Consider the following 21,027-nt stretch of genomic DNA (forward strand, 5'->3'; position numbering starts at 1 on the left):
TGAGGTCCGTAGGCGCTGCGGCGGGGGTTCCAGGTACTTAATAAATCCTTAGAAAAGGGGGCGGGGAGCCGGATTTGGCCTGGTGGTACTGGTTGGGTGAGAGACCCGACCTGACCCGAGGAAGGCAGCATCGTGGACCAGAACCTCACCCGCCGTCACGCTCTGAGCACGGCCGCTCTCGCGGGAGTGGGCGCGGCTGTCGCGGCCTGCTCGTCCGGTACTGAAACGTCCGCTCGAAACGTCCCTCCCGCGGGCCCGCAGGCCGCGGGCGGGGAGACCGCGGATGGGAAGGCCACGGACGGGGAGGCGGCGGGGGAGAAACCCGCCGCGGCCGGGGCGCTGGCCAAGAAGTCCGATATCCCGGTCGGCGGCGGTGTGATCGTCAAGGCGGAGAAGGTCGTGGTCGTCCAGCCGGAGGCGGGCACCTTCAAGGCGTACCGCGCCATCTGCACGCACGAGGGCTGCCCGGTGAAGCGGGTCAGGGACGGCCTCATCGTCTGTCCCTGCCACAACTCGACGTTCTCCATCGCGGACGGCTCCCCGCAGAAGGGGCCGGCCAAGAAGGCCCTCGCCGAGGTCCACATCTCGTCCGAGGGCGACACCATCACCCTGGCCTGAGGCACCTTGGCCTGGGGCACCCTCGCCTGACACGTCGCACCCGGGGTGGTTCTCTCGCCGCGTGGCCCGCGCCTGCCCGGTTCCCGCACCAGGGCCCGGGCGGGCCTGCGACACGCCGCGACCGTGGGATTTAATTGGGCGATGGACGTATTCGCCCCGGTAAATCTAGAGTCCTACCCATGACGTCTGGTGATCTCCGGATCCGGAAGGCGGAGAAGAGCGACGCGGAAGAGATTTTCGCGCTCGCCCGCGAGTTCGCGCTGTCGTTCCGTCCGGAACGCGCCGCCTTCGACGCGGCGCTGCCGCAGCTCCTCCAGAACGAGGACGCGCAGCTCTTGGTCGCCACCGTGGACGGGACGGTCCGCGGGTACCTCCTCGGCTTCACGCATCTCACGCTCTTCGCCAACGGGCGGGTCGCCTGGGTCGAGGAGGCGATCATCGAGCGGAATTTCCGCCGCCACGGCATCGGGCGGCGGCTCCTCGAGGAGTTCGAGAGCTGGGCGCGCTCGCGAGACGCCGGATACATGGCGCTCGCCACCCGCCGCGCCGCCGGCTTCTTCAGCGCGCTCGGCTTCGACGTCTCGGCCACGTACTACCGGAAGATGCTCACGCCGCCCGCGCGGCCCTGACGCGCGGACCCTGGGAGGCCCGCTCCGGCCGCACGCTTCGTCGGCGTCGACCGCGCGTCCGTGCGCGAGGTGGTCGGCGACTGAGTGGACGTGTCACCCGAGGACGAGCGGCAGCTTCGCGGCCAGCTCACCGAGTTCGGCCTTCTCCGCGTCGCTCGGCGCCCGGCGCCCGGTGCCGATCAGCAGCGCGTCCTCGTCGGAGAACGACGTGGGGAACGCGGCCCCGGCGATCTCTTCCAGCATCGCGCGGGAACGGGAGAGACCCTCGGCGGGCGGCCCCGCCACGTCCGGGAGGCGCGCGATCAGGTCGAGATGGTGCAGCGTCCACTCCATGACGTACACGGAAAGGTAGTCGCTCACGGTGAGGACCTGGTCGCGGGTGCTGACCCGGACGCCGGGGTCGGCGAGTTCGGCGGCGCGCCCGGCGGCGGAGCCGACGTCGTCGAGATGGAACTTGAGCAGCCGCGGGTCCTCGTACGCGGCGGCCAGCCGGACGGTCAGCGCGTCGAGCGGGTCGTCGCCGGTCGGCGCTTCGACGAGGTCCCAGTAGGTCACCGCGTTCCTCGTCGGTTCCGTTTCGGCGGGGGTGACGAGGGTGATGAGGACGTCCTGCGCGTCGATGATCAGGTGGCACACGAGGTCCCGTACCAGCCAGCCGGTGCAGCCGGACGGCTGCTCGAAGTCCTTGTCCGAGAGCTCGGCGACCGCCGCGCGCAACGCCGTCCACGAGTGCGAGAAGAGATCCACTACGGCAAGCTAACAACGCATGCTGCCGAGAGCGATCGATTTCGCCCCTTTCGCGGCGCCCTGCCTCCTGGCGCGATGATCATGTGCGTCGTCATGCTCGCTCAACGACGTGTGGCGCCGGTCGCCGGTCCGTGGAGCCAGAGGACGATGACCACTCCCAGTCCCGCCAGCGCGGGAAGCGAGGCGAGCGCCCCATACGGGTACGGGACGACGTTGACGTACTGGCCTCCCGAGAACCCGAGGCACAACATGGCGTGGCAGGCGCCGAGGGCGAACATGACGGTGGCGGCCACGCGTGACCAGCGCTTGCGTCTGGCGACGGCCCAGATCGTCCACAGCCAACCCACGATGCCGAGCAGGGTGACGACGGACAGGTAGACGATGATGGCGTTCCGGTCCCCGGCCACCAGGTCGGCGGGCCAGTCGGGATAGGCGCCGCGCACGTGGCCGGTGATGCTGTCGACGGTGGCCACGTCGACGAACGGGGCGACCGCCGCGATCACAGTCAGGGCGAGTCCGGCGTACATGACACGCAGGCCGGACGGACGTCCAGAGGCGGATTCCCCGGTCCTGCGCGTAGGTGGTGTCGGCAATTCTCTTCCTTCTCTGTCGGTGAGGACGTCGAGGCGCGGCAGCGCATAATTTACGACGTAAGTTTCAGCGCTTCGCATGCTAAACTTACGTCGTAAGATTCGTCAAGCGTGAGGACGACCAGGGATGTCCGGTAACCGCACTCGCGGACAACGTGCGGGTCTGACCCGTCAGGCCGTACTCGAAGCGGCCATGACGCTGGTCGACCGTGACGGCTTGAAGGCGTTGTCGATGCGCCGGCTCGGCGCGGAGCTCGGGGTGGAGGCCATGACCCTCTACAGCCACGTCTCCAGCAAGGACGCACTGCTGGACGGGCTGGTCGAGCAGCTTTTCGCCCGGGTCGCCCCGCAGCCCTTCACGTCCGCGTCATGGCAGGCCGAGCTGCGCGACTACGCGCACTCGCTGCTGGCGGCGCTGCTCGCGCATCCGAACATGATCCTGCTGGTGGCGTCCCGGCCCGCCACCACCTCGCAGAACCTCCGCACCATGGAGAACGCTCTCGAGATGTTGCGAGTGGCGGGTTTCCCGCCGCACATCGCCCTTGACATGCTGTACGCCGTTTCCGGCTTCGTCGTCGGGCACGTCACGACGATCAGCCGTGACGGCGCCGCGCCGGACCAGACGCGATCGCTGTCCGATGTGGATCCCGACGAGTTCCCCCTGCTCGCCGAGGCCGCGCGCGCCGGGCACCCCACTGGGCCGCACGCCCGCTTCGACTTCGCGCTCGACGCCATGCTGTCCGGATTCGAGGCGGCCCGAACCGCCCGCTCTCCGAGATAGGGAACATCCGAGGACTCGCCACGAACCGCTCATCGATCACCGAGGGGACCGTGCCCGACGCGATCGTGCCGACGCCGGTGCCGAGGAGCAGGGGCCAGGGAAAGGGCGTCAGGACGTGAGCTGGGCGTCCAGGCGGTAGCCGTCCACGGTCACGTAGACCGAGTCGCCCGGCCGCGCGTTCAGCCGCATCAGCACGGGCTGGAGCGAGTCGAAGACCGGCTGCTGGTCGCGCCAGACCAGCACCACGGCGTTGTCGCCGGGACCGGTGACCGACAGCAGCGTGCCCGGGCGCATGCCGAGCTGGGTGGCGTACCCCTCGGGAACGGCGACCGGCTCGCCGCGCAGGTGCCCGCTGGTCACGTCGATGCGCTGCCAGCGACGCGGGTCGGAGGACGGGCTGGTCGGCGTGCTGCGCGGGCTCGGCACCAGGTGCGGGCGCGGCGCGGCGGCGCCGGTGAGCGCGTTGAGCGCGGCCAGGGCGGTCGCCGGGTCGGGTCCGTTGCCGGCCTGCGAGGGGACCGGGACGCCGTTCCGCTGCTGGTGCCCGTTCGCGCCGGGGGTACGGCGGGGCAGCGGCTTGGGCTCGCTCGGCGCGGCGGCCGCGGACCGCTGCTCGGGATGCGGCTGCTCCTTGGGCAGCGAGTCCAGCCACGCCTTGGCCGAGTGCGGACGGATGCCGAGCTGGCCGAGCAGCTCGACCACGTCGGTGTCGGCGGGCTTGCCGGCGAGGAGCTGGCGGGTCTTGTCGCGCAGGCCGCCGACGTCACCGACGACGAGCCAGCCCTCCTGGAGGCGGCGGTCGGGCATGAGCGTGACGAGCACTCGCCACAGCGGCGTCCCCAGCGCGGGGACCTCCGCCGGGTGGGAGGGGTCGGCGGCGATGAGCTGCTCCTGCGTTGCGGCGGTGCCCAGCCACTCGGTGAGGCCGAACAGGTGGCCGGTCAGCGCGGCGGAGTCGGGGGAGCGCAGCCACATCAGGACCCGTTCCTCCGCGGACCGCTGGGCCTGGGAGAGGATGTCGCGGTCCACGTTGAGGCGGTGGGCGAGCGCGCGCAGGCTGACCGGTTCGGCCGCGAACAGCCGCTCGGCGGCGACGGCCTTGGAGAGCGGGTCCCAGTCCCGGAAGAGGTGCTCCACGAGGCCGACCATGGGGTACTCGCTCGGCGCGGGCGTGGCGGGAGCCGCGGCCGCGGGCCGGGCCGGGCCGGCGGGGGCGGGCGCGGGGGTGCCCGGCCGGGAGTTCTGGCCGGGCTGCCGGGCGGGCAGCGACGGCGCGCCCGGCGCCTGCGCGGCGGGAGTGGGCGCGGGCAGTGGGCCGGAGACCGCGGGGGAGGGGCGGGTCGGGGGGGCCTGTTCGGCGGGGGCGGCGGCCTGCTGTCCCTGCGGTCCCGCCTGGCCCTGCCCGGCGGGGGCGGCCGGCGTGGCGGTGGACGGCGTAACCTGCTCCGTCGCCGCGTCCTGCGCCGGTGCGGACGGCGCGGCGGACGCGGCCGGGTCGGCGGCGGTCACCGAGAGCTGGAGATGGGTGAAGATCTCGCGGAAGACGATCGCGAGGACGGCCTCGGGAGTGGCGGGCGCGGAGGGGCTCTGCAGATCTCCGGGGGTGAGCCGGCGGAGCCGGTGCCAGCCGCCGAGGCCGGTGACCGCGGAGCGGGCCGGCTCCTGCCAGCCGGGGAGAGTCGGATCCACCGAGTGGACCTGGATCGCGGGGAGCAGGTCGGTCAGCGCGAGGTGATCCCAGCGGGTCGCGGCGAGCCGGGCCAGCCGCTCGCAGAGCCAGTCCACTCCGGTCGCGCCGAGGGCTCGGCCGAGCGCGACGGAGCCCCACCAGCCCGCGGGCAGGCGAGGGTCAGCCAGAACCTCGGCAACGTGCTGTGCACGGGTCCAGCGAAGGGCGGGAACCAGATCGCTCAGGCAGATCGTTGACTCGGCGTCCATCGGTATGACCGCACCCTCCCGAGAGTGACGCATGTTGCTAATGGTGCAGCTTACGCCGCAAGCTATCAATCAGTGTCAATAGGGTAAAGCTCCTTGGCGATACCGGCTGACTGAGCGGCCGCTCCCGGGACCGGAGGACGGCCGCCGACCTGCGCGACCGCCACGGCGCCCGCCCGGCAACCATTTTCCAGCGCGGCCCGAGGGTCGAGTCCGGACAGCAGCGCGGCGAGGAACCCGGCGGCGAACGCGTCGCCCGCGCCGGTCGAGTCGACCACCTCGGCGGGCGCCGCGGGCGCCTTCGCCACGACCGTTCCGTCCTTGCCGAGCAGCGCGCCGCCCGCCCCCAGCTTCACCACGGCGGTGCCATACGCGTCGCTGAGGGACGCGGCCGCGGCCTCCGGGGCGGTCGCGCCGGTGAGCAGCAGCGCCTCGTCGAGGTTGGCGATGACGATCTGGGTGGCGGAGGTCTCGTGGACGAAGCGCTCCGGCCCGAACTCGCGGAGGAACCCGGTCGAGGCGGCGTCCACGCTGACGGTCACGCCGCGTGCGGCGGCCTCGCGCATGGCGAGCCGGGCGAGGTCGAGGCCCGGCTGCTCGAACAGTGTGTAGCCCGACAGGTGCAGGTACGCGACACCGTCGAGGAACGAGGGCGACCAGTCCTCCGGGCCGATGTGGCGGCCCGCGCCGCGGTTGGTGAGCATGGAGCGCTCACCGCTCGGGTCGACCATGGCGATGACGACGGCGGTCGGCCGCTCGGGGTCGATCCGCAGGTGCGGCCGGACCCCGGCCTTGACCAGCTCGGCCCGGTGCCACTCGCCGGTGTCATGCCCGGCGCGGGCCAGCAGCCGCGTGTCCGCGCCCAGACGGGCGGCCCAGCAGGCCGTGTTGGCCCCGGAGCCGCCCGGACGCAGCACGATGTCGGCCGCGGTGTCGGTGCCGGTGGCGACCGGCTGTCCGTGCAACGCCACGACGTCGGTGACGACGTCGCCGATCACCAGCAGGCCTCCCACGTCAGTCCTCCCGCGACCAGGATGCCGCGATCTCCCCGGCGAGGCGGGCGTTTCCGCGCACCGCGGCCAGGTTCGCCTCAAGGGAGGCGCCGTCCGTTCCGTTGACCAGGTACTCCAGCAGGAACGGCGTGATCGCCTGCCCGGCGATGCCCCGCTCGTCGGCCGCGCGGAGCGCCTCGGCGAGCACCCGGTCGTGCAGCGCCGGGTTGAGCTGGTCGGCGACCGGCACCGGGTTGGCGACGATCAGCGCCGTCTCCGGCCCGCCGAGCAGGTCCTGCGCCCGCATGATCTCGGCGGCCTCGGCGGCGGTCTCGATCCGCCAGTCCACCGGCTCGCCGGAGGTGTTCAGGTAGAAGCCGGGGAACTCGTCGGTCCGGTACCCCACCACGGTGACCTGCCGGGTCTCCAGCCGCTGCAGCGTGGCGGGCACGTCGAGGATGGACTTCACGCCCGCGCAGACGACCGTGATCCTGGTACGGCTCAGCGTGTCCAGGTCGGCCGACTCGTCCTGCACGGTGGTCCAGCCACGGTGGACGCCGCCGAGCCCGCCGGTGGCGAACACGCGGATGCCCGCCCGGGCGGCGAGGAACGAGGTGCCGGACACCGTGGTCGCGCCGCTGACCTTCAGCGCGGCGGCCGGGGAGAGGTCGCGGAAGCCGAGCTTGCGCAGGCCGGGCTCGGTCGCGATGCGCTCCAGGCCCTCCCGGTCCAGCCCGGCGCGGGGCACGCCGTCCAGGACCGCGATGGTCGCCGGCACCGCTCCCGCCGCGCGCACGATCTCCTCAAGTTCGAGGGCGACCTCCAGATTGCGCGGCTGCGGCAGCCCGTGGGAGATGATCGTCGACTCCAGCGCCACGACCGGCCTCCCGGCCGACAGGGCTTCGGCGACTTCCTCCGACGGCACGACCTTGAGCATGACTCTCCCGGGTAGCTTCCCAAATGGTTACAAAAGGACAAATTTATACGTATCGCTCGGGGCCGTCCACCGCACGATCAGCCGGCGAAACAGCGGAGAAGTGGGCATGGACCCCCTGGTCCAGGCGGACCCTCCGGGCTAGTGTGCCCCTCACGCGCGGCCACGCGGCGACCTGGGGTCCCTGCCGGCCGCGACACGTCCGGTACCCCGCCGCCTCCGGCCGGCGGCCGACCCCTGGAGAACGATGGCTCACTCGCGCTATGACGCGGTCGTCGCCGGCGGCGGGCACAACGGCCTGGTCGCCGCCGCCTATCTCGCCCGGGCGGGACGCCGGGTGCTCGTGCTCGAACGCCTCGACCACGTCGGCGGGCTCGCGGTCTCCGCCCGGGCCTTCCCCGGCGTGGACGCCCGGTTGTCGCGGTATTCCTACCTGGTCAGCCTGCTGCCCAGGAAGATCGTCGAGGACCTCGGCGTACGCGTCGAGCTGCGCCGCCGCCGCTTCGCCTCGTACACGCCGGTCGGGGACACCGGGCTGCTCGTGGACGGCGGGGACGAGGCGCGCACCGCCGCGTCGTTCGCCGCCGTCACCGGCGGCGCCGGCGACCACGACGCGTGGCGCCGCTTCTACGCGATGACCGCCCACGTCGCCCGGCAGGTCGCGCCCACCCTCCTCGAACCGTTGCCCGACCGCGCGGCGCTGCGCGACCTCGTCGGGGCGCAGGCGTGGCGCGACCTGTTCGAACGCCCGATCGGCGAGGTGGTCGCCGAGCGCTTCGCCGATGACACCGTGCGCGGCGTGGTCCTCACCGACGCGCTCATCGGCACCTTCGCCGACCCGGCCGCCGACCTGCTCGCCAACCGGTGCTTCCTGTACCACGTCATCGGCGACGGGACCGGCGACTGGAACGTCCCGGTCGGCGGCATGGGAGCCGTCACGCAGGCCCTCGCGGACGCGGCCAGGAGCGCCGGGGCCGAGATCAGGTGCGGCGCCGAGGTGCTCGCCGTCGACCCGTCGGGCGAGGTGGCCTTCCGTGACGCGGACGGTGAGCACACGGTCTCCGCCGGCCACGTCCTGGCCGCGCTGCCGCCCGCCGTGCTGGCCCGGCTGCTCGGCGAGACCCCGGAGCGGCCGGAGGGCTCCCAGCTCAAGGTCAACATGGTGGTCTCCCGGCTGCCCCGGCTCAGGGACGCCTCCGTACGCCCGGAGGAGGCGTTCAGCGGCACCCTCCACATCAACGAGGGGGCCGGGCAGCTCGCCGCCGCCCGCGCCCAGGCCGCGGCGGGCCGGATCCCGGACCTGCCGCCCGCCGAGATGTACTGCCACTCGCTGACGGACTCGTCCATCCTCGGGCGTGAGCTGCGGGAGTCCGGCGCGCACACGATGACGCTGTTCGGCCTGCACATGCCCGCCCGGCTGTTCACCGCGCCCGGCGCCCGCGAGGAGGCGCTGCGCCGCACCCTCGCGTCGGTCGACGCGGTGCTCGCCGAGCCGATCGAGGACTGCCTGCTCCGCGCGCCGTCCGGCGAGCCGTGCATCGAGGCGCGCACCCCGCTCGACCTGGAGGCCGAGGCCGGGCTCCCCGGCGGGCACATCTTCCACCGCGACCTGTCCTGGCCGTACGCCGAGTCCGCCGCGGACGGGCAATGGGGCGTGGAGACGGCGCACGAGCGGATCCTGCTGTGCGGCGCGGGCGCCCGGCGCGGCGGAGGCGTCAGCGGCATCCCCGGTCACAACGCCGCGATGGCCGTCCTGCTCTCATCGAGCTCTCATGGGGCGCGGATACCGTGAGACGGTGACGGGAGTAGAGGGTGGGGCGGCGCGGCTGCTGGTGGTCGACGACGAGCCGGCGCTGCGTGAGGCGCTGCGGAGCAGCCTGGAGTTCGAGGGATACAAGGTCGAGACCGTCGCGGACGGGACCTCCGCCCTCGACCGGCTGGAGCGCGAGCCGTACGACGCGGTGCTGCTGGACGTGATGATGCCGCGCCTGGACGGCCTCACCACCTGCCGCCGGCTGCGCGCGGGAGGCAACCACGTCCCGGTGCTGATGTTGACCGCGCGCGACGCCGTGGGCGACCGGGTGTCCGGCCTCGACGCGGGGGCCGACGACTACCTGGTCAAGCCGTTCGAGCTGGACGAGCTGCTCGCCCGGGTGCGCGCCCTGCTGCGGCGCGGCGCGCTGAGCGCCGGAGCCCCGGGCGCGGAGGCGGGCGCCGTGCTCGCCTTCGCCGACCTGCGCATGGACACCGCCGCCCGCGAGGTCACCCGGGGCGGCCGCACCCTCGACCTGACCCGCACCGAGTACCTGCTGCTCGAACTGTTCCTCGTGCACCCGCGCCAGGTGCTGACCCGCGAGCAGATCCTCAGCGAGGTGTGGGGCTTCGACTTCGAGCCGTCGTCCAACTCCCTCGACGTGTACGTGATGTACCTGCGGAGGAAGACCGAGGCCGCCGACGAGGCCCGGCTGATCCACACCGTGCGCGGCGTCGGATACGTGCTGCGGACCTCCCCGTGAGGAGACGCCGTTCGCTCAGGTCCCGGCTCACCCTGGTGATCGCGTCCGCGGTGGCCGCCGCCGTGGCGCTGTCGGCGGCGATGTGCTGGTTCCTGATCCGCGACCAGATGCAGGGGCAGGTGCGCGACTCGCTGCTGGAGTTCATCCCGCGCGCCGAGCAGGTGGCGCTGGCGCTCGCCGACTGCGACGGCACCGCGCGCCAGAGCCTCCCCGGGGTCAAGGGCGCGGGGCCGCCGCACCCGTGGGACCCGTCCGGGCGCGGCTGGTCGGTCATCCGGGCGGACGGCTCCGTCTGCGTCTTCGGGGGCTCCGACCGGGTCGTCCCGACCGCCGAGGAGCGGGCGCTCGCGGTCTCGGGCGGCGCGCCGGTCCTGCGCGACGCGGTGACCGAGAACGGCAGCGAGGTGCTCGTCCTCACCAGGACGTACACGTTGCAGCCGCCGCCCGGGGCGCCCGACGACGTACGGCGGTTCGCGGTGCGCGAGCCGGTGGCGGTGAGCGTGTTCCGCTCCACCGAGGACCTGAGCGGGACGCTCCGGATGCTCGCCCTGATCCTCGGCTCGGTCGCCGTCGCCGGCGTGGTCGGCGCGGCCGCGGCCGGTCTCTGGCTGGCCCGCGCCGCGCTGCGCCCCGTCCAGCGGCTGACGAGCGCGGTCGAGCACGTGGCGCGTACGGAGGACCTGGCGATCCGGATCCCGGTCGAGGGCACCGACGAGATCGCCCGGCTGGGCCGGTCGTTCAACACGATGACGGCCGCGTTGTCCAGCTCGCAGGAGCGCCAGCGGCGCCTGGTCTCGGACGCGGGACACGAGCTGCGCACGCCGCTGACCAGCCTGCGCACCAACATCGACCTGATGCTGCGCAGCGAGAACACCGGCCGGCCGCTGGCGCCGGAGGCAAAGCGCCGCCTGCTGGTCAACGTCAAGGAGCAGTTCGAGGAGATGTCGAGCCTGATCGGCGACCTGCTCGAACTGTCGCGCAGCGCCGAGACGGGCGAGCGCTCCGCCGACGTCGAGTTCCACGACCTGGTCGCCGCCGCCGTGGAACGCGCCAGGCGCCGCGGCCCGGGGCTGGAGTTCCGGGTGGACCTGAAGCCGTGGCGGGTCCACGGCGACGTCCGGGGCCTGCAGCGGGCCGCGGTGAACGTGCTCGACAACGCGGTGAAGTTCAGCCCGCCGGGCGGCCTGGTCGAGGTGCGGCTCGCCGACGGTGTGCTGACCGTGCGCGACCACGGGCCGGGCATCCCGGACGACGAGCTCCCGCACGTCTTCGAACGGTTCTGGCGGTCTCCGTCGGCGCGCAGCCTCCCCGGCTCGGGGCTCGGCCTCGCCATCGTGGCCCAGGCCGTACGCGACGCCGGGGGCGAGGCGCGCGTGGCGAAGGCGCCGGGCGGCGGGACGGTGGCCACCGTCGCCCTCCCGGGGACCCCGGGCGAGTCCGGCTGACGCCGGTGCGGGGACGGGCGACGAGCGGCGACGGGAGGCCCATGATCAGGGGCTCCCGGGCTTTTCTCAGACATCCTTAATCGGCGGCTCACCAAGGTTCAATTCGCTCTGCCGACGTTGGACGACATGAGCATCGCGACCGTTCCCCCGACTCCGGCCCCGCCCTCCGGCGGGGCTCCGGGAAGGACCCGCCTCGTCGAGGTCGTGGTCCCCGTACACAACGAGCAGCGCGTGCTGGCCGAGAGCGTCCGCAGGCTGCACGCCTACCTGAGCCGGGACTTCCCGTACGGCTTCCGCATCACGATCGCGGACAACGCCAGCACGGACGGCACCTGGGCGATCGCGGCGGAGCTGGCCCGCGAACTGCCGGGTGTCCGGGCCCTCCACCTGGACGAGAAGGGACGCGGCCGCGCGCTGCGGCGGGCGTGGGCCGAGAGCGAGGCCGACGTCGTCAGCTACATGGACGTGGACCTGTCCACCGACCTGGACGCGTTCCTGCCACTGGTGGCCCCGCTGCTGACCGGGCACAGCGACCTCGCCATCGGCACCCGTCTCGCCACCGGCTCCAACGTGGTGCGCGGGCCCAAGCGCGAGTTCATCTCCCGCTCCTACAACCTGTTGCTCCGCTCGCTGCTGGGGGCGGGGTTCTCCGACGCGCAGTGCGGGTTCAAGGCGGGCCGCACCGAGATCGTGCGGGCGCTGCTGCCGGTCGTGGAGGACCAGGAGTGGTTCTTCGACACCGAGCTGCTGCTCCTCGCCGAGCGGCACGGGCTGCGCATCCACGAGGTGCCGGTGGACTGGGTGGACGACCCCGACAGCCGGGTGGACATCGTCAGGACCGCCGCCGACGACCTCAGGGGTATGTGGCGGGTCGCGCGCAGGACGCTCTCCGGCGCGGTGCGCCTGCCCGTCCCGGCCCGCGTACGGCACGCCGCGCTGCCCGCCGGGATGGCCCGGCAGCTCCCCAGCTTCGCGATCATCGGGGCGATCAGCACCGCCGCCCACTTGGCGATCTTCTGGCTGCTGCGCGGCGTCATGCCCGCGGTCGCCGCGAACGCGGTCGCGCTGCTGGTCACCGCGATCGCCAACACCGCCGCCAACCGGCGCTTCACGTTCGGGGTCACCGGGACGTCCGGGGCGCTGCGGCACCAGATCGAGGGACTGGCCGCCTTCCTGATCGGCCTCGCCCTCACCACCGGCATCCTCGCCCTGCTGCCCGCGGGCGCCTCGCGCGGGACCGAGCTGGCCGGGGTGATCGTCGCGAACGGCGCCGCCACCCTGGCCCGCTTCCTCCTCATGCGGGTATGGGTGTTCAACCCGCGGAGGGAGGGCCGGTGAGCGCGTCCCCCACCGCGGCGCCCCACGCCGCCCCGGCCGTCACCGCGCCGCACGGGTACGGCAGGACGCGCCGGCTCCTGCTCGGCCGTCCCGGGGACCCGCGCTGGGCCCGCCCCGCGCTGTGGGCCGTGCTCGTCCTCGCGGCCGTCCTGCACACCTGGGCGCTCGGCGCGAACGGATACGCCAACGAGTACTACGCGGCGGCCGTCTACTCCGGCACCCGGAGCTGGACGGCGTTCTTCTTCGGCGCGCTGGACGCGGGCTCGTTCATCACCGTCGACAAGCCGCCGCTCGCCCTGTGGGTGATGGGCCTGTCGGCGCGGATCTTCGGCTTCGGCACGTGGAGCATGCTGCTGCCGCAGGCCGCCGCGGGTGTCGCGTCCGTCGCGGTGCTCCACTCCGCGGTCCGGCGCTCCCTGGCGGGCGCCGCCGGGCACGCCGCCGCGCTCGTCGCGGCCCTGGTGATGACGCTGACGCCGATCACCGTCGCCATCGACCGCGACAACAACCCGGACACCGTGCTGGTGCTGCTCCTGGTGGCGGCGGCGTGGTTCTGCCTGGCGGCGGTCCGCGACGGCCGCACGCGCGCCCTTGTGGTCGCGGCGATCCTGGTCGGCCTCGCGTTCAACGCCAAGATGCTGCAGGCGTACCTCGTGGTGCCCGCGTTCGCGCTCACCTACCTGTACGCGGCGCCGGGGGCGTTCCTCCGGCGGGTGGGACGGTTGCTCGCGGCCGGGGCCGCGCTGGCGGTGTCCAGCGCCTGGTGGATGGTCGTCGTCGACCTGTGGCCCGAGGGGAGCCGGCCGTACATCGGGGGCAGCACCGACAACACGGTGTGGGACCTCGTCATCGGCTACAACGGCCTGGGCCGGATCTTCGGCGGCGGCGAGCGCGGCGGCTTCGGCCAGGGCGGCCCGTCCGGCGGCGGACGCGGCGGGTTCGGTGGTCCCGGCGGGTGGGGCGGCGAGGCGGGGGCGGGGCGGCTCTTCAACGACGTCCTGGCCGGGCAGATCTCGTGGCTGATCCCGTTCGCGGTGATCGCGCTGGTGGCGGGGCTCGTCCTGACCACCCGCCGGTTCTCCCCGGGCGTTCCGGCGCCGGGCGCGGGAACGGTGACCGGGTCGCGGCCGGGCCGGCGCTCCGTTCCCCGGGCCGCGTTGCTGCTGTGGGGCGGCTGGCTGCTCGTCCACTACGCCGTGTTCAGCTTCTCGGAGGGCACGTTCCACCCGTACTACACGACCGCCATGGCGCCCGCGATCGCCGCGCTGACCGGCCTCGGCGGGGTTCTGATGTGGCGGGCGCGGCGCGCCTCCCGCGTCTGGGGGTGCGTGCTCGCGGCGTCCGTCGCCGTGACCGGCGTGTGGTCTTTCGCGGTGCTGCGCCGTACGCCGGAGTTCGTCCCGTGGCTGCCCTGGGCGGTCGCGGGGACGACGGCCGCGGCGGTCCTCGGGATCGCGGCGGCGGCCTTCGGCGCGCGCCGCGTCGCGGCGGCCGGGCTGACCGCCGGGGTGCTCGCCGTGCTCGCCGGTCCGGCGGCGTACGCGGTGACGCCGCTGGGGTCCCGGGTGAACGGCACGAACCCGACGGCGGGTCCCGTCACCGGTCGCGGGGCGGGCTTCCCCGGAGGCCCCGGAGGCCCCGGAGGAGGGGCCGGAGGCGGCTTCAGAGGCGGTTTCCCGGAGGGCCCGGGACAGCGGACAGGTGATCGTCCCGAAGGCCGGTACGGCGGCCCCAGCGCATCGGGCGTCCCCGGCGGCCCGGGGTTCGGCGGCGGTCCCGGCGGCCGGGTCGACGAGGCGATGACCGCCTATCTGGAGCGGAACCAGGGCGGGGCGACCTGGCTCGTCGCGGTGGCCTCCGCGCAGAGCGCCTCGTCGCTCATCCTCTCCACCGGCCGGCCGGTCATCGCGATGGGCGGCTTCACCGGAGGCGATCCGGCGATGACGGTCGCCGAACTCCAGGAGTACGCCGCCGACGGCCGGCTGAAGTACGTCCTGCTGGGCGGGCAGGGGCCGCGCGGCGGGTCCTCGGAGGTCACCGCGTGGGTCACGGCCAACGGCACGCCGGTGGCCGCCTCCGAGTACGGGGGCGCCGACGGGGAGGCATCGCTGTACCGACTGAACTGAGGCGGCTCGTCGGGTAGGTACGAGCCGTCAGGCGGGGAGGGCGGCCAGGAGGTAGGCGAGCCGGGCGGCGGCGGACTCGACGCACTCGACGGTGCCGAGCCGGTAGCCCCACGAGGTGAGGAAGGCGCCGTCCTCGGAGCAGGTGACGGTCTCGCGGAGGGTCTCGCTGAACCGGTTGCGCACCTGGACCCGGGGAGGCATGTCGCCGACGACCCGGACCGAGAGGTCGATGTGCGTGCGAACCGCCGACGCGAACTCGTGGATGCGCGAAACCGTGTCGACCAACGCGCTTCACCTCCCGTTCAGGTGGAAAGGATTGCACGCGTTGGGAGCCGGATACAAGCAATTGCGCCGATTCTTCCGGCGACGACGGGCCGCGCGGGACGGGACGGGACGGCCGCGGCAGGCGGGCGCGGCGACTGTGTGGCCCGGCCGTTCACGCGGTCAGCTCGGCGGCTGCCGGTCGTAGTCGTCGATCACCTGGACGATCAGACGGCGGGCGTCCTCCCCGAACGCGGCCACCGCGCAGAGCTCCTCGAACTCGCGGGCGTAGAAGGCGATGTCCTCGGAGTCGCGCAGCAGGATCTCCTTGGTCTTGGTGGCGACCCCGACCAGGGAGTCGTTGTAGATCCAGAACGGGTTCACCAGGGTCGTGGGCAGCAGCGCCCCGGTCGGGATGACGCCGAACTCGACGTTCGGCAGGGTGGTGACGGCGAGCAGCCGGTCCATCTGGCCGCGCATCACGTCGAGCGGCGCGAACCGGTAGCGCAGCACCGCCTCCGGCAGGACGAACCGGAACGAGCGGGCGGGGTCGTAGAGGATCTCCTGGCGCTGCATCCGGACCCGGATCGCCGCGTCGATGTCGTCGGTCGCCTCGTACAGGCGGCGCACCCGGGTGAAGATGTTCCTGGCGTACTCGGCGGTCTGCAGCAGGCCGATCACGATGCCGGGTTCGAACGCCCGGATGATCCGGGTCCGCCATTCCAGGTCACGCAGGTCCTCCTGGAGGGCGGCCAGGCCGCTCCGGTGCCGCTGCCGCCAGGAGTCGTGCCGTTCGACGAGGCCGCGGGCCCGTTCGATCAGGTCGTCCACGGTGTCCGGGGCGGCGCCCACGGCCTGCCCCCAGGTGACCACGTCGTCCTCGGTGGCGGTCTGCCGGGCGTTCTCGATCCGGGAGACCTTGGACGCCTGCCAGCCGAGGCGCTCGGCCAGCTCCTTGCCCGACAGGTGCGCCGCCTCGCGCAGCCGCCGCAGCTCGGCCCCCAGGTCCACGCGGGCCTGCTGGAAGCCGCTCACCCGAGGACCCTCCCGCGCGGTGCCGCCGGGCTCCCCCCTCCGGCGCGTGGATGGGCGGTCGCCGTACGGGTGGTTCGGTCGGTCACGTGCTACCTCCGCCTGTGGTGCGCTCAAAGGTAGACCCGCCGGGCCGATCCGGCCATAGGGGTGTGCCTAATCGTGATCAGGCGAGCACGCGTCTGGCGATCTCCACCAGCAGCTCCTTGGGCACTTCGACGGCCGTCTCGCCGTCGAGCACGTGGCGCAGGTCCGCCCGCGCGTCGGCGTCGACGAGCTCCATCCCCTGCACGACGATCGTGCCCCGGTCGGTCTCGTAGAGCGAGGGGCACGCCCCCGCCTCCGAGGTCGAGCCGAGAAAGCGCAGTCGCATGGGCGATCCTTCCCCGAAACCGGCAACAATCGCTGGGAATTGTAAAGGTTCTTGGGTTTTTCGGAGGGTCACTCCGGCAATTTCCGGTTGTCCGCCAGCAGGCGCTCCGGGATCGGCACGGTGACCGCGCGCAGCCGCTCGCCGAGCGCCTTGGCCTGCGCGTCCAGCAGCGGGTTGGCCGCCACGCCCCGGCCGAGCAGCCCGTGGACGACGAAGTTGAGCGCCAGCAGGTTGGGCAGCTCGAAGCGCTCGACGGTGAGGTCGCGCGTCTCCGGCAGCAGCTCCTTCAGCCGGTCGGCGGTCAGCTCCGCCGCCAGCCAGGCGTACCCGTCGGGGGTCGTGGCCCAGACGCCCAGGTTCGCGTTGCCTCCCTTGTCGCCCGAGCGCGCCCCGGCCACCCGCCCGAGCGGGGCCCGCCGTACGGGGACGCCGGGAGCGGCCGGAGCCGGGACGGGGAAGGACGGGGCCTCCGGCAGGCTCTCGTGGCGGCCGCGGTGGACGTCCGCGGGGGCGAGGCACGGCACGGTGATCCGCCTGCCCTCGACCGTCACCATCGCGGGCACCTCGCCCGCGTCCACCAGGGCGGGCCAGAAGACGCCGTACGGCGCGGCGTCGCCCGGGGGAGTGAGCGCGTAGAACCCCGGGTAGCTCGCCAGCCCGGTCTCCACCACGGCGGAGGAGAACCGCCGTCCGGCCTTCTCCTTGTCGGGGTCCATCACGGTGATCCGCAGCAGCGCCGTCGCCGCGTCGCCGTCCGGCAGCGGGGTCAGCTCGACGTGGACCCGCTCGAACGACTCCCGGGGCACCCGCGCGAAGACCGCCTCCTCCGCGACCCGCGCCTTGGCCTCGATGTCGAGCCCGGTGAGGACGAGCGTCATGGTGTTGCGATGGCCGCCGACCAGGTTGATCCCGGCCTTGAGCGTGTCCGGCGGCGGCTCGCCGCGCACGCCGCTGATCCGGACCCGGTCCGGGCCCTCCTGCTGCAGCCGGATCGTGTCGAAGCGGGCCGTCACGTCCGGGCCGAGATAGCGCGGGGAGGCGATCTCGTACAGGAGCTGGGCGGTGACCGTGCCGACGGAGACCAGGCCGCCGGTGCCCGGATGCTTTGTGATCACGCTCGACCCGTCCGCGTGCAGCTCGGCGATCGGGAAGCCGCACCGCGCCAGGTCCGGCACCTCCTCGAAGAAGGCGTAATTGCCTCCGGTCGCCTGGCAGCCGCACTCGATCACGTGCCCGGCCACCACCGACCCGGCGAGCGCGTCCAGGTCGCCGGGGCGCCAGCCGTACCACCACATGCCGGGGCCGGTGACCAGGGCGGCGTCGGTGACCCGCCCGGTGACGACCACGTCGGCGCCCTGCTCCAGCGCGACGGCGATCGGCCGCCCGCCGAGGTAGGCGTTGGCGGTGACCGGACGGCCGGTGAACGGCTCCCCGGTGTCGGCGTTGACGAGCGCGGCGGCCGGGATCGGTTCGGGGGAGCCCGGCGACAGCCGGGGCATGAGGTCGTCCCCCGTCACGTGGGCGATCCGCGCCCGGCGGCGGGCGACGCGGACCCGGCCCTCGATCGGGTCGACGGCGGGCGTGTGGCCGACGGTGACCGACAGACCCAGCCGGTCGGCGAGCTCGGCCACCGCCTCCGCGCACCCGGCCGGGTCGAGCCCGCCCGCGTTCGTGACGATCTTGATGCCGCGGTCCAGGCAGGTGCCGAGCACCTGCTCCATCTGGGTGAGGAACGTGCGGGCGTAGCCGGGACGGCCCTTCAGCCGGTTCCCGGCGAGGATCAGCATCGTCAGCTCGGCCAGCCAGTCGCCGGTCAGCACGTCGATCGGGCCGCCCTCGACCATCTCGCGCGCCGCCGACAGCCGGTCCCCGTAGAACCCGCTGCAGTTGGCGACGCGGAGCGGCCCGGCGCCCGCGCCGTCCCCCCGCCCGGTCATCGCGGCGCGTCCCCGGAGGCGGGCGCGGGCGGGATCCAGGCGGCGGGCCGCTTCTCCATGAAGGCGCGGATGCCCTCCTGCCCCTCCTTGGAGGTGAACCGCTCGGCGGACAGCTCGGCCATCCGGCGCAGCCCCTCGTCCACCGGCATCGCGGGCACCTCGCGGACCAGCCGCTTGGTGATCGCCAGCGCCTCCGGACCGCCGCGCAGCAGCATGTCGGCGTAGCGCGCGACGGTCGCGTCCAGCTCGTCCTCGGGCACCGCCCGGGTGAGCAGGCCGACCTCGGCGGCCCTGGCGGCGGAGAAGGCCTCGCCGGTGAGGAAGTACTCGGCCGCCGCGCGCGGCTCCATCCGGCGCAGGCAGGTGACCGCGATCATCGCCGGTGCGACGCCGAGCCGCACCTCGCTGAACGCGAACGTCGCCGACAGCGGCGCGAAGGCGAAGTCGCACGCCGTCACCAGGCCGAGGCCGCCCGCCCGCGCGGTGCCGTTCAGGCGGCAGATCACCGGCTTGGGGCTGTCCCAGATGAGGGAGAGGATCTCGGGGAACGCCCCGGTCACCGGCGCGGCCCCCGGCTCGCCCTCCCGCTGCGCACGCTGCTCCTTCAGGTCCGCGCCGGAGCAGAACACCGGCCCGGCGCCGGTCAGCACGATCACCCGCACATCGGGGTCGGCCAGCGCGCCGTCCAGGGCCTCCCGCAGCTCGCCGAGCAGCCGGACCGACAGGGCGTTCCGGTTGGACGGGGAGTCGAGGGTCAGCGTGCGCACGCCCCCGGCGGACTCACTGCGTACCAACGTTGTCATCGGCGTTGTCATCGGCGTGCTCCTCGATTACGGCGAGTACGGCTCCCGCCTCGACCTGGCGGCCGGCGACGGCGTCGAGCGCCGCCACGACGCCCGCCCCGGGCGAGACGATCTGGTGTTCCATCTTCATCGCCTCAAGGACGATCACCGGCTGGCCCGCGGCGACCCGGTCCCCGGGTTCGACGGCGACGCGAAGGACCGTACCCGGCATGGGCGCGAGCAACGACCCCGGCTCCACCTGTCGCGCCGGCTCGGGCAGCCGCTCCAGCGGCGCCAGCCGCACCGCCCCGAGAACGGAGTCGACGTACGTCACGCCGGGGCGGGCGTGCACGGCGAACGCGCGGCGGACCCCGGAGATCGACAGCACGACCTCGCCGGGCGTCGCCGAGACGAGTTCCACGCCGTCGAACCCCTCGGCGGACAGGCCGTCCCGGGTGATCAGATAGGCGATCTCGACGCGCTCCCCGGGGTCCCCGGGGAGCACGAACGCGGTCCGCTGGGGCTGGGAGACGACGTTGCGCCAGCCGCCGGGCAGCTCGCCGAGCACCCGGGCCGCCGCCCGGTTGGCCGCCGCGCCGGCGAGCGCGGCCGCCAGCGCGGAGATCCGTACGGCGTCCGCGCCGGCGCGCGGCGCCGAAACGGCCGCGGCGTGCCGGTCGAGGAAGCCGGTGTCGGTCTCGCCCGCCAGGAACGCGGGATGGCGCAGGACGTTGACGAGCAGGTCGCGGTTGGTCACCGGCCCGTGGAGGCGGGCCCGGGCGAGCGCGGTGGCCAGCCGCCGCGCCGCGCCCGCGCGGGTGGGCGCGTAGGCGATCACTTTCGCCAGCATCGGGTCGTAGTGCGGGGTGACCGTCGCGCCGTCGGCCACGCCCGAGTCGAGGCGCAGCGTCCCGGCGGCGCGGAACTCGGCGTCCACGCCGGGCACCTCGAAGCGGTGCAGGACCCCCGCCTGCGGCCGCCAGCCGTTCGCCGGGTCCTCGGCGCAGAGACGGGCCTCGATCGCGTGGCCGACCGGGCTCGGCGGCAGCCCGGGCAGCGGCGCGCCCTCGGCGATCTCCACCTGGAGCCGGACCAGGTCCACGCCGTAGACGTACTCGGTCACCGGGTGCTCGACCTGGAGCCGGGTGTTCATCTCCAGGAAGGCGACGACGTCGTCCTTGACCAGGAACTCGACCGTGCCCGCGCCCACGTAGCCGATCGCCTGCGCGGCCCGCACCGCGGCGTCGCACAGCTCGCGGCGCAGCTCGGGGGTGACGGCGGGGGAGGGCGACTCCTCGACGATCTTCTGGTGGCGGCGCTGCACCGAGCACTCGCGCTCACCCAGCGCCCAGACCGTGCCGTGGGCGTCGGCCAGGATCTGCACCTCGATGTGCCGGGCGTGCTCCAGCAGCGGCTCGGCGAAGACCGTGCCGTCGCCGAAGGCCGCGAGCGCCTCCCGGCGCGCCGACGCGACCGCCTCGGGCAGCTCCGCGGCGGCGCGCACGATCCGCATGCCGCGCCCGCCCCCGCCCGCCGACGCCTTCACCAGCAGCGGGAGCGGCGGGCGGGCGTCATCGTCGTCGAGGTCGTACGTCGGGAGCACCGGCACCCCGGCGGCGGCCAGCAACGTCTTCGCCTCGACCTTGGCGCCCATCGCGGCGACGGCCTCCGGCGGCGGGCCGACCCAGATCAGGCCCGCGTCGAGCACGGCCCGGGCGAACTCGGCGTTCTCGGAGAGGAAGCCGTACCCCGGATGGACGGCGTCCGCGCCGGCGGTCCGGGCCGCCTCGACGATCGCGTCCGCGTCCAGGTACGACCGGGGGCCGCCGAGCCGTACCGCCTGGTCGGCCTCGGTGACGTGCGGCGCGTCCGCGTCGACGTCGGAGAAGACGGCGACCGTCTCCACGCCGAGATCGCGGCAGGTGCGGAACACCCGGCGGGCGATCTCGCCGCGGTTGGCGACCAGCAGCCGGTTGATCGTCCTCATCGCA

At 73.8% G+C, this 21,027-nt stretch carries 19 protein-coding genes; 8 read left to right on the forward strand and 11 right to left on the reverse strand.

What is annotated here, in order from left to right; translation table 11 throughout:
* The first annotated feature begins 132 nt into the window (after nt 1–132).
* Together ACQP1V_RS13270 and ACQP1V_RS13275 are read left to right on the forward strand one after the other, a co-directional pair.
* Nucleotides 133–618 (forward strand): Rieske (2Fe-2S) protein, encoded by a 486-nt coding sequence (locus ACQP1V_RS13270; RefSeq protein WP_433422522.1) that lies wholly within the window; start codon nt 133–135, stop codon nt 616–618.
* A gap of 179 nt (nt 619–797) precedes the next feature.
* On the forward strand, nt 798–1,247 hold the full coding sequence (locus ACQP1V_RS13275) for a GNAT family N-acetyltransferase (protein ID WP_433422525.1): 450 nt from the start codon (nt 798–800) through the stop codon (nt 1,245–1,247).
* A gap of 93 nt (nt 1,248–1,340) precedes the next feature.
* On the opposite strand, the gene ACQP1V_RS13280 is transcribed toward ACQP1V_RS13275, so the two are convergent.
* Together ACQP1V_RS13280 and ACQP1V_RS13285 are read right to left on the reverse strand one after the other, a co-directional pair.
* Nucleotides 1,341–1,994 carry a maleylpyruvate isomerase N-terminal domain-containing protein gene (locus ACQP1V_RS13280; protein WP_433422528.1) on the reverse strand — a complete coding sequence of 218 codons (654 nt, stop codon included), beginning with the start codon at nt 1,992–1,994 and terminating at the stop codon, nt 1,341–1,343.
* Between the two features lie 101 nt (nt 1,995–2,095).
* Nucleotides 2,096–2,521 carry a hypothetical protein gene (locus tag ACQP1V_RS13285; protein ID WP_433422531.1) on the reverse strand — a complete coding sequence of 142 codons (426 nt, stop codon included), beginning with the start codon at nt 2,519–2,521 and terminating at the stop codon, nt 2,096–2,098.
* Between the two features lie 190 nt (nt 2,522–2,711).
* Here ACQP1V_RS13285 and ACQP1V_RS13290 point away from each other — a divergent pair, with 190 nt between their 5' ends.
* The gene (locus ACQP1V_RS13290; RefSeq protein WP_433422534.1) at nt 2,712–3,365 is read left to right on the forward strand and encodes a TetR/AcrR family transcriptional regulator C-terminal domain-containing protein; all 654 of its coding nucleotides are present in this window, start codon (nt 2,712–2,714) and stop codon (nt 3,363–3,365) included.
* A gap of 108 nt (nt 3,366–3,473) precedes the next feature.
* On the opposite strand, the gene ACQP1V_RS13295 is transcribed toward ACQP1V_RS13290, so the two are convergent.
* The 3 genes from ACQP1V_RS13295 to ACQP1V_RS13305 form a co-directional block, all read right to left on the reverse strand.
* Nucleotides 3,474–5,303 carry a hypothetical protein gene (locus tag ACQP1V_RS13295; protein ID WP_433422537.1) on the reverse strand — a complete coding sequence of 610 codons (1,830 nt, stop codon included), beginning with the start codon at nt 5,301–5,303 and terminating at the stop codon, nt 3,474–3,476.
* A gap of 65 nt (nt 5,304–5,368) precedes the next feature.
* On the reverse strand, nt 5,369–6,313 hold the full coding sequence (locus ACQP1V_RS13300; RefSeq protein WP_433422540.1) for a carbohydrate kinase family protein: 945 nt from the start codon (nt 6,311–6,313) through the stop codon (nt 5,369–5,371).
* Between the two features lies 1 nt (nt 6,314).
* A complete protein-coding gene (locus ACQP1V_RS13305; RefSeq protein WP_067143729.1) occupies nt 6,315–7,229 on the reverse strand; it encodes a pseudouridine-5'-phosphate glycosidase in 915 nt (304 codons plus the stop codon).
* A 244-nt stretch (nt 7,230–7,473) separates the two neighbouring features.
* On the opposite strand from ACQP1V_RS13305, the gene ACQP1V_RS13310 reads away from it, so the two are divergent.
* From ACQP1V_RS13310 to ACQP1V_RS13330, 5 genes are all read left to right on the forward strand, one after another.
* Nucleotides 7,474–9,018: a phytoene desaturase family protein gene (locus ACQP1V_RS13310; RefSeq protein WP_433422543.1), complete on the forward strand. Its 1,545-nt coding sequence runs from the start codon at nt 7,474–7,476 to the stop codon at nt 9,016–9,018.
* Nucleotides 8,999–9,742: a response regulator transcription factor gene (locus tag ACQP1V_RS13315; protein ID WP_157570829.1), complete on the forward strand. Its 744-nt coding sequence runs from the start codon at nt 8,999–9,001 to the stop codon at nt 9,740–9,742. Before ACQP1V_RS13310 ends, ACQP1V_RS13315 begins: the two co-directional genes overlap by 20 nt.
* Entirely contained in the window at nt 9,739–11,187 is a 1,449-nt protein-coding gene (locus ACQP1V_RS13320) for a sensor histidine kinase (RefSeq protein WP_387415193.1), read from the forward strand. The genes ACQP1V_RS13315 and ACQP1V_RS13320 overlap by 4 nt, the downstream gene beginning before the upstream one ends.
* Nucleotides 11,188–11,313: 126 nt before the next feature.
* Nucleotides 11,314–12,525 (forward strand): glycosyltransferase, encoded by a 1,212-nt coding sequence (locus ACQP1V_RS13325; RefSeq protein ID WP_433422547.1) that lies wholly within the window; start codon nt 11,314–11,316, stop codon nt 12,523–12,525.
* Complete coding sequence (locus tag ACQP1V_RS13330; RefSeq protein WP_433422550.1) at nt 12,522–14,651, forward strand: glycosyltransferase family 39 protein; 2,130 nt, start codon at nt 12,522–12,524, stop codon at nt 14,649–14,651. Before ACQP1V_RS13325 ends, ACQP1V_RS13330 begins: the two co-directional genes overlap by 4 nt.
* A gap of 27 nt (nt 14,652–14,678) precedes the next feature.
* On the opposite strand, the gene ACQP1V_RS13335 is transcribed toward ACQP1V_RS13330, so the two are convergent.
* From ACQP1V_RS13335 to ACQP1V_RS13360, 6 genes are all read right to left on the reverse strand, one after another.
* Nucleotides 14,679–14,936 carry a hypothetical protein gene (locus ACQP1V_RS13335; protein ID WP_387415188.1) on the reverse strand — a complete coding sequence of 86 codons (258 nt, stop codon included), beginning with the start codon at nt 14,934–14,936 and terminating at the stop codon, nt 14,679–14,681.
* Between the two features lie 159 nt (nt 14,937–15,095).
* Nucleotides 15,096–15,947, reverse strand: coding sequence for a helix-turn-helix domain-containing protein (locus tag ACQP1V_RS13340; RefSeq protein WP_387415186.1), 852 nt, complete (start codon nt 15,945–15,947; stop codon nt 15,096–15,098).
* A gap of 163 nt (nt 15,948–16,110) precedes the next feature.
* The gene (locus tag ACQP1V_RS13345) at nt 16,111–16,317 is read right to left on the reverse strand and encodes a hypothetical protein (RefSeq protein WP_067143718.1); all 207 of its coding nucleotides are present in this window, start codon (nt 16,315–16,317) and stop codon (nt 16,111–16,113) included.
* A gap of 68 nt (nt 16,318–16,385) precedes the next feature.
* The gene (locus tag ACQP1V_RS13350) at nt 16,386–18,254 is read right to left on the reverse strand and encodes an acyclic terpene utilization AtuA family protein (protein ID WP_433422555.1); all 1,869 of its coding nucleotides are present in this window, start codon (nt 18,252–18,254) and stop codon (nt 16,386–16,388) included.
* Nucleotides 18,251–19,069 (reverse strand): enoyl-CoA hydratase/isomerase family protein, encoded by an 819-nt coding sequence (locus ACQP1V_RS13355; protein WP_433422557.1) that lies wholly within the window; start codon nt 19,067–19,069, stop codon nt 18,251–18,253. The genes ACQP1V_RS13350 and ACQP1V_RS13355 overlap by 4 nt, the downstream gene beginning before the upstream one ends.
* Nucleotides 19,035–21,023 (reverse strand): acetyl/propionyl/methylcrotonyl-CoA carboxylase subunit alpha, encoded by a 1,989-nt coding sequence (locus ACQP1V_RS13360; RefSeq protein WP_433422560.1) that lies wholly within the window; start codon nt 21,021–21,023, stop codon nt 19,035–19,037. The genes ACQP1V_RS13355 and ACQP1V_RS13360 overlap by 35 nt, the downstream gene beginning before the upstream one ends.
* Between the last annotated feature and the right edge of the window lie 4 nt (nt 21,024–21,027).

Source organism: Microtetraspora malaysiensis (assembly GCF_050947145.1).
GTDB lineage: Bacteria > Actinomycetota > Actinomycetes > Streptosporangiales > Streptosporangiaceae > Microtetraspora_A > Microtetraspora_A malaysiensis.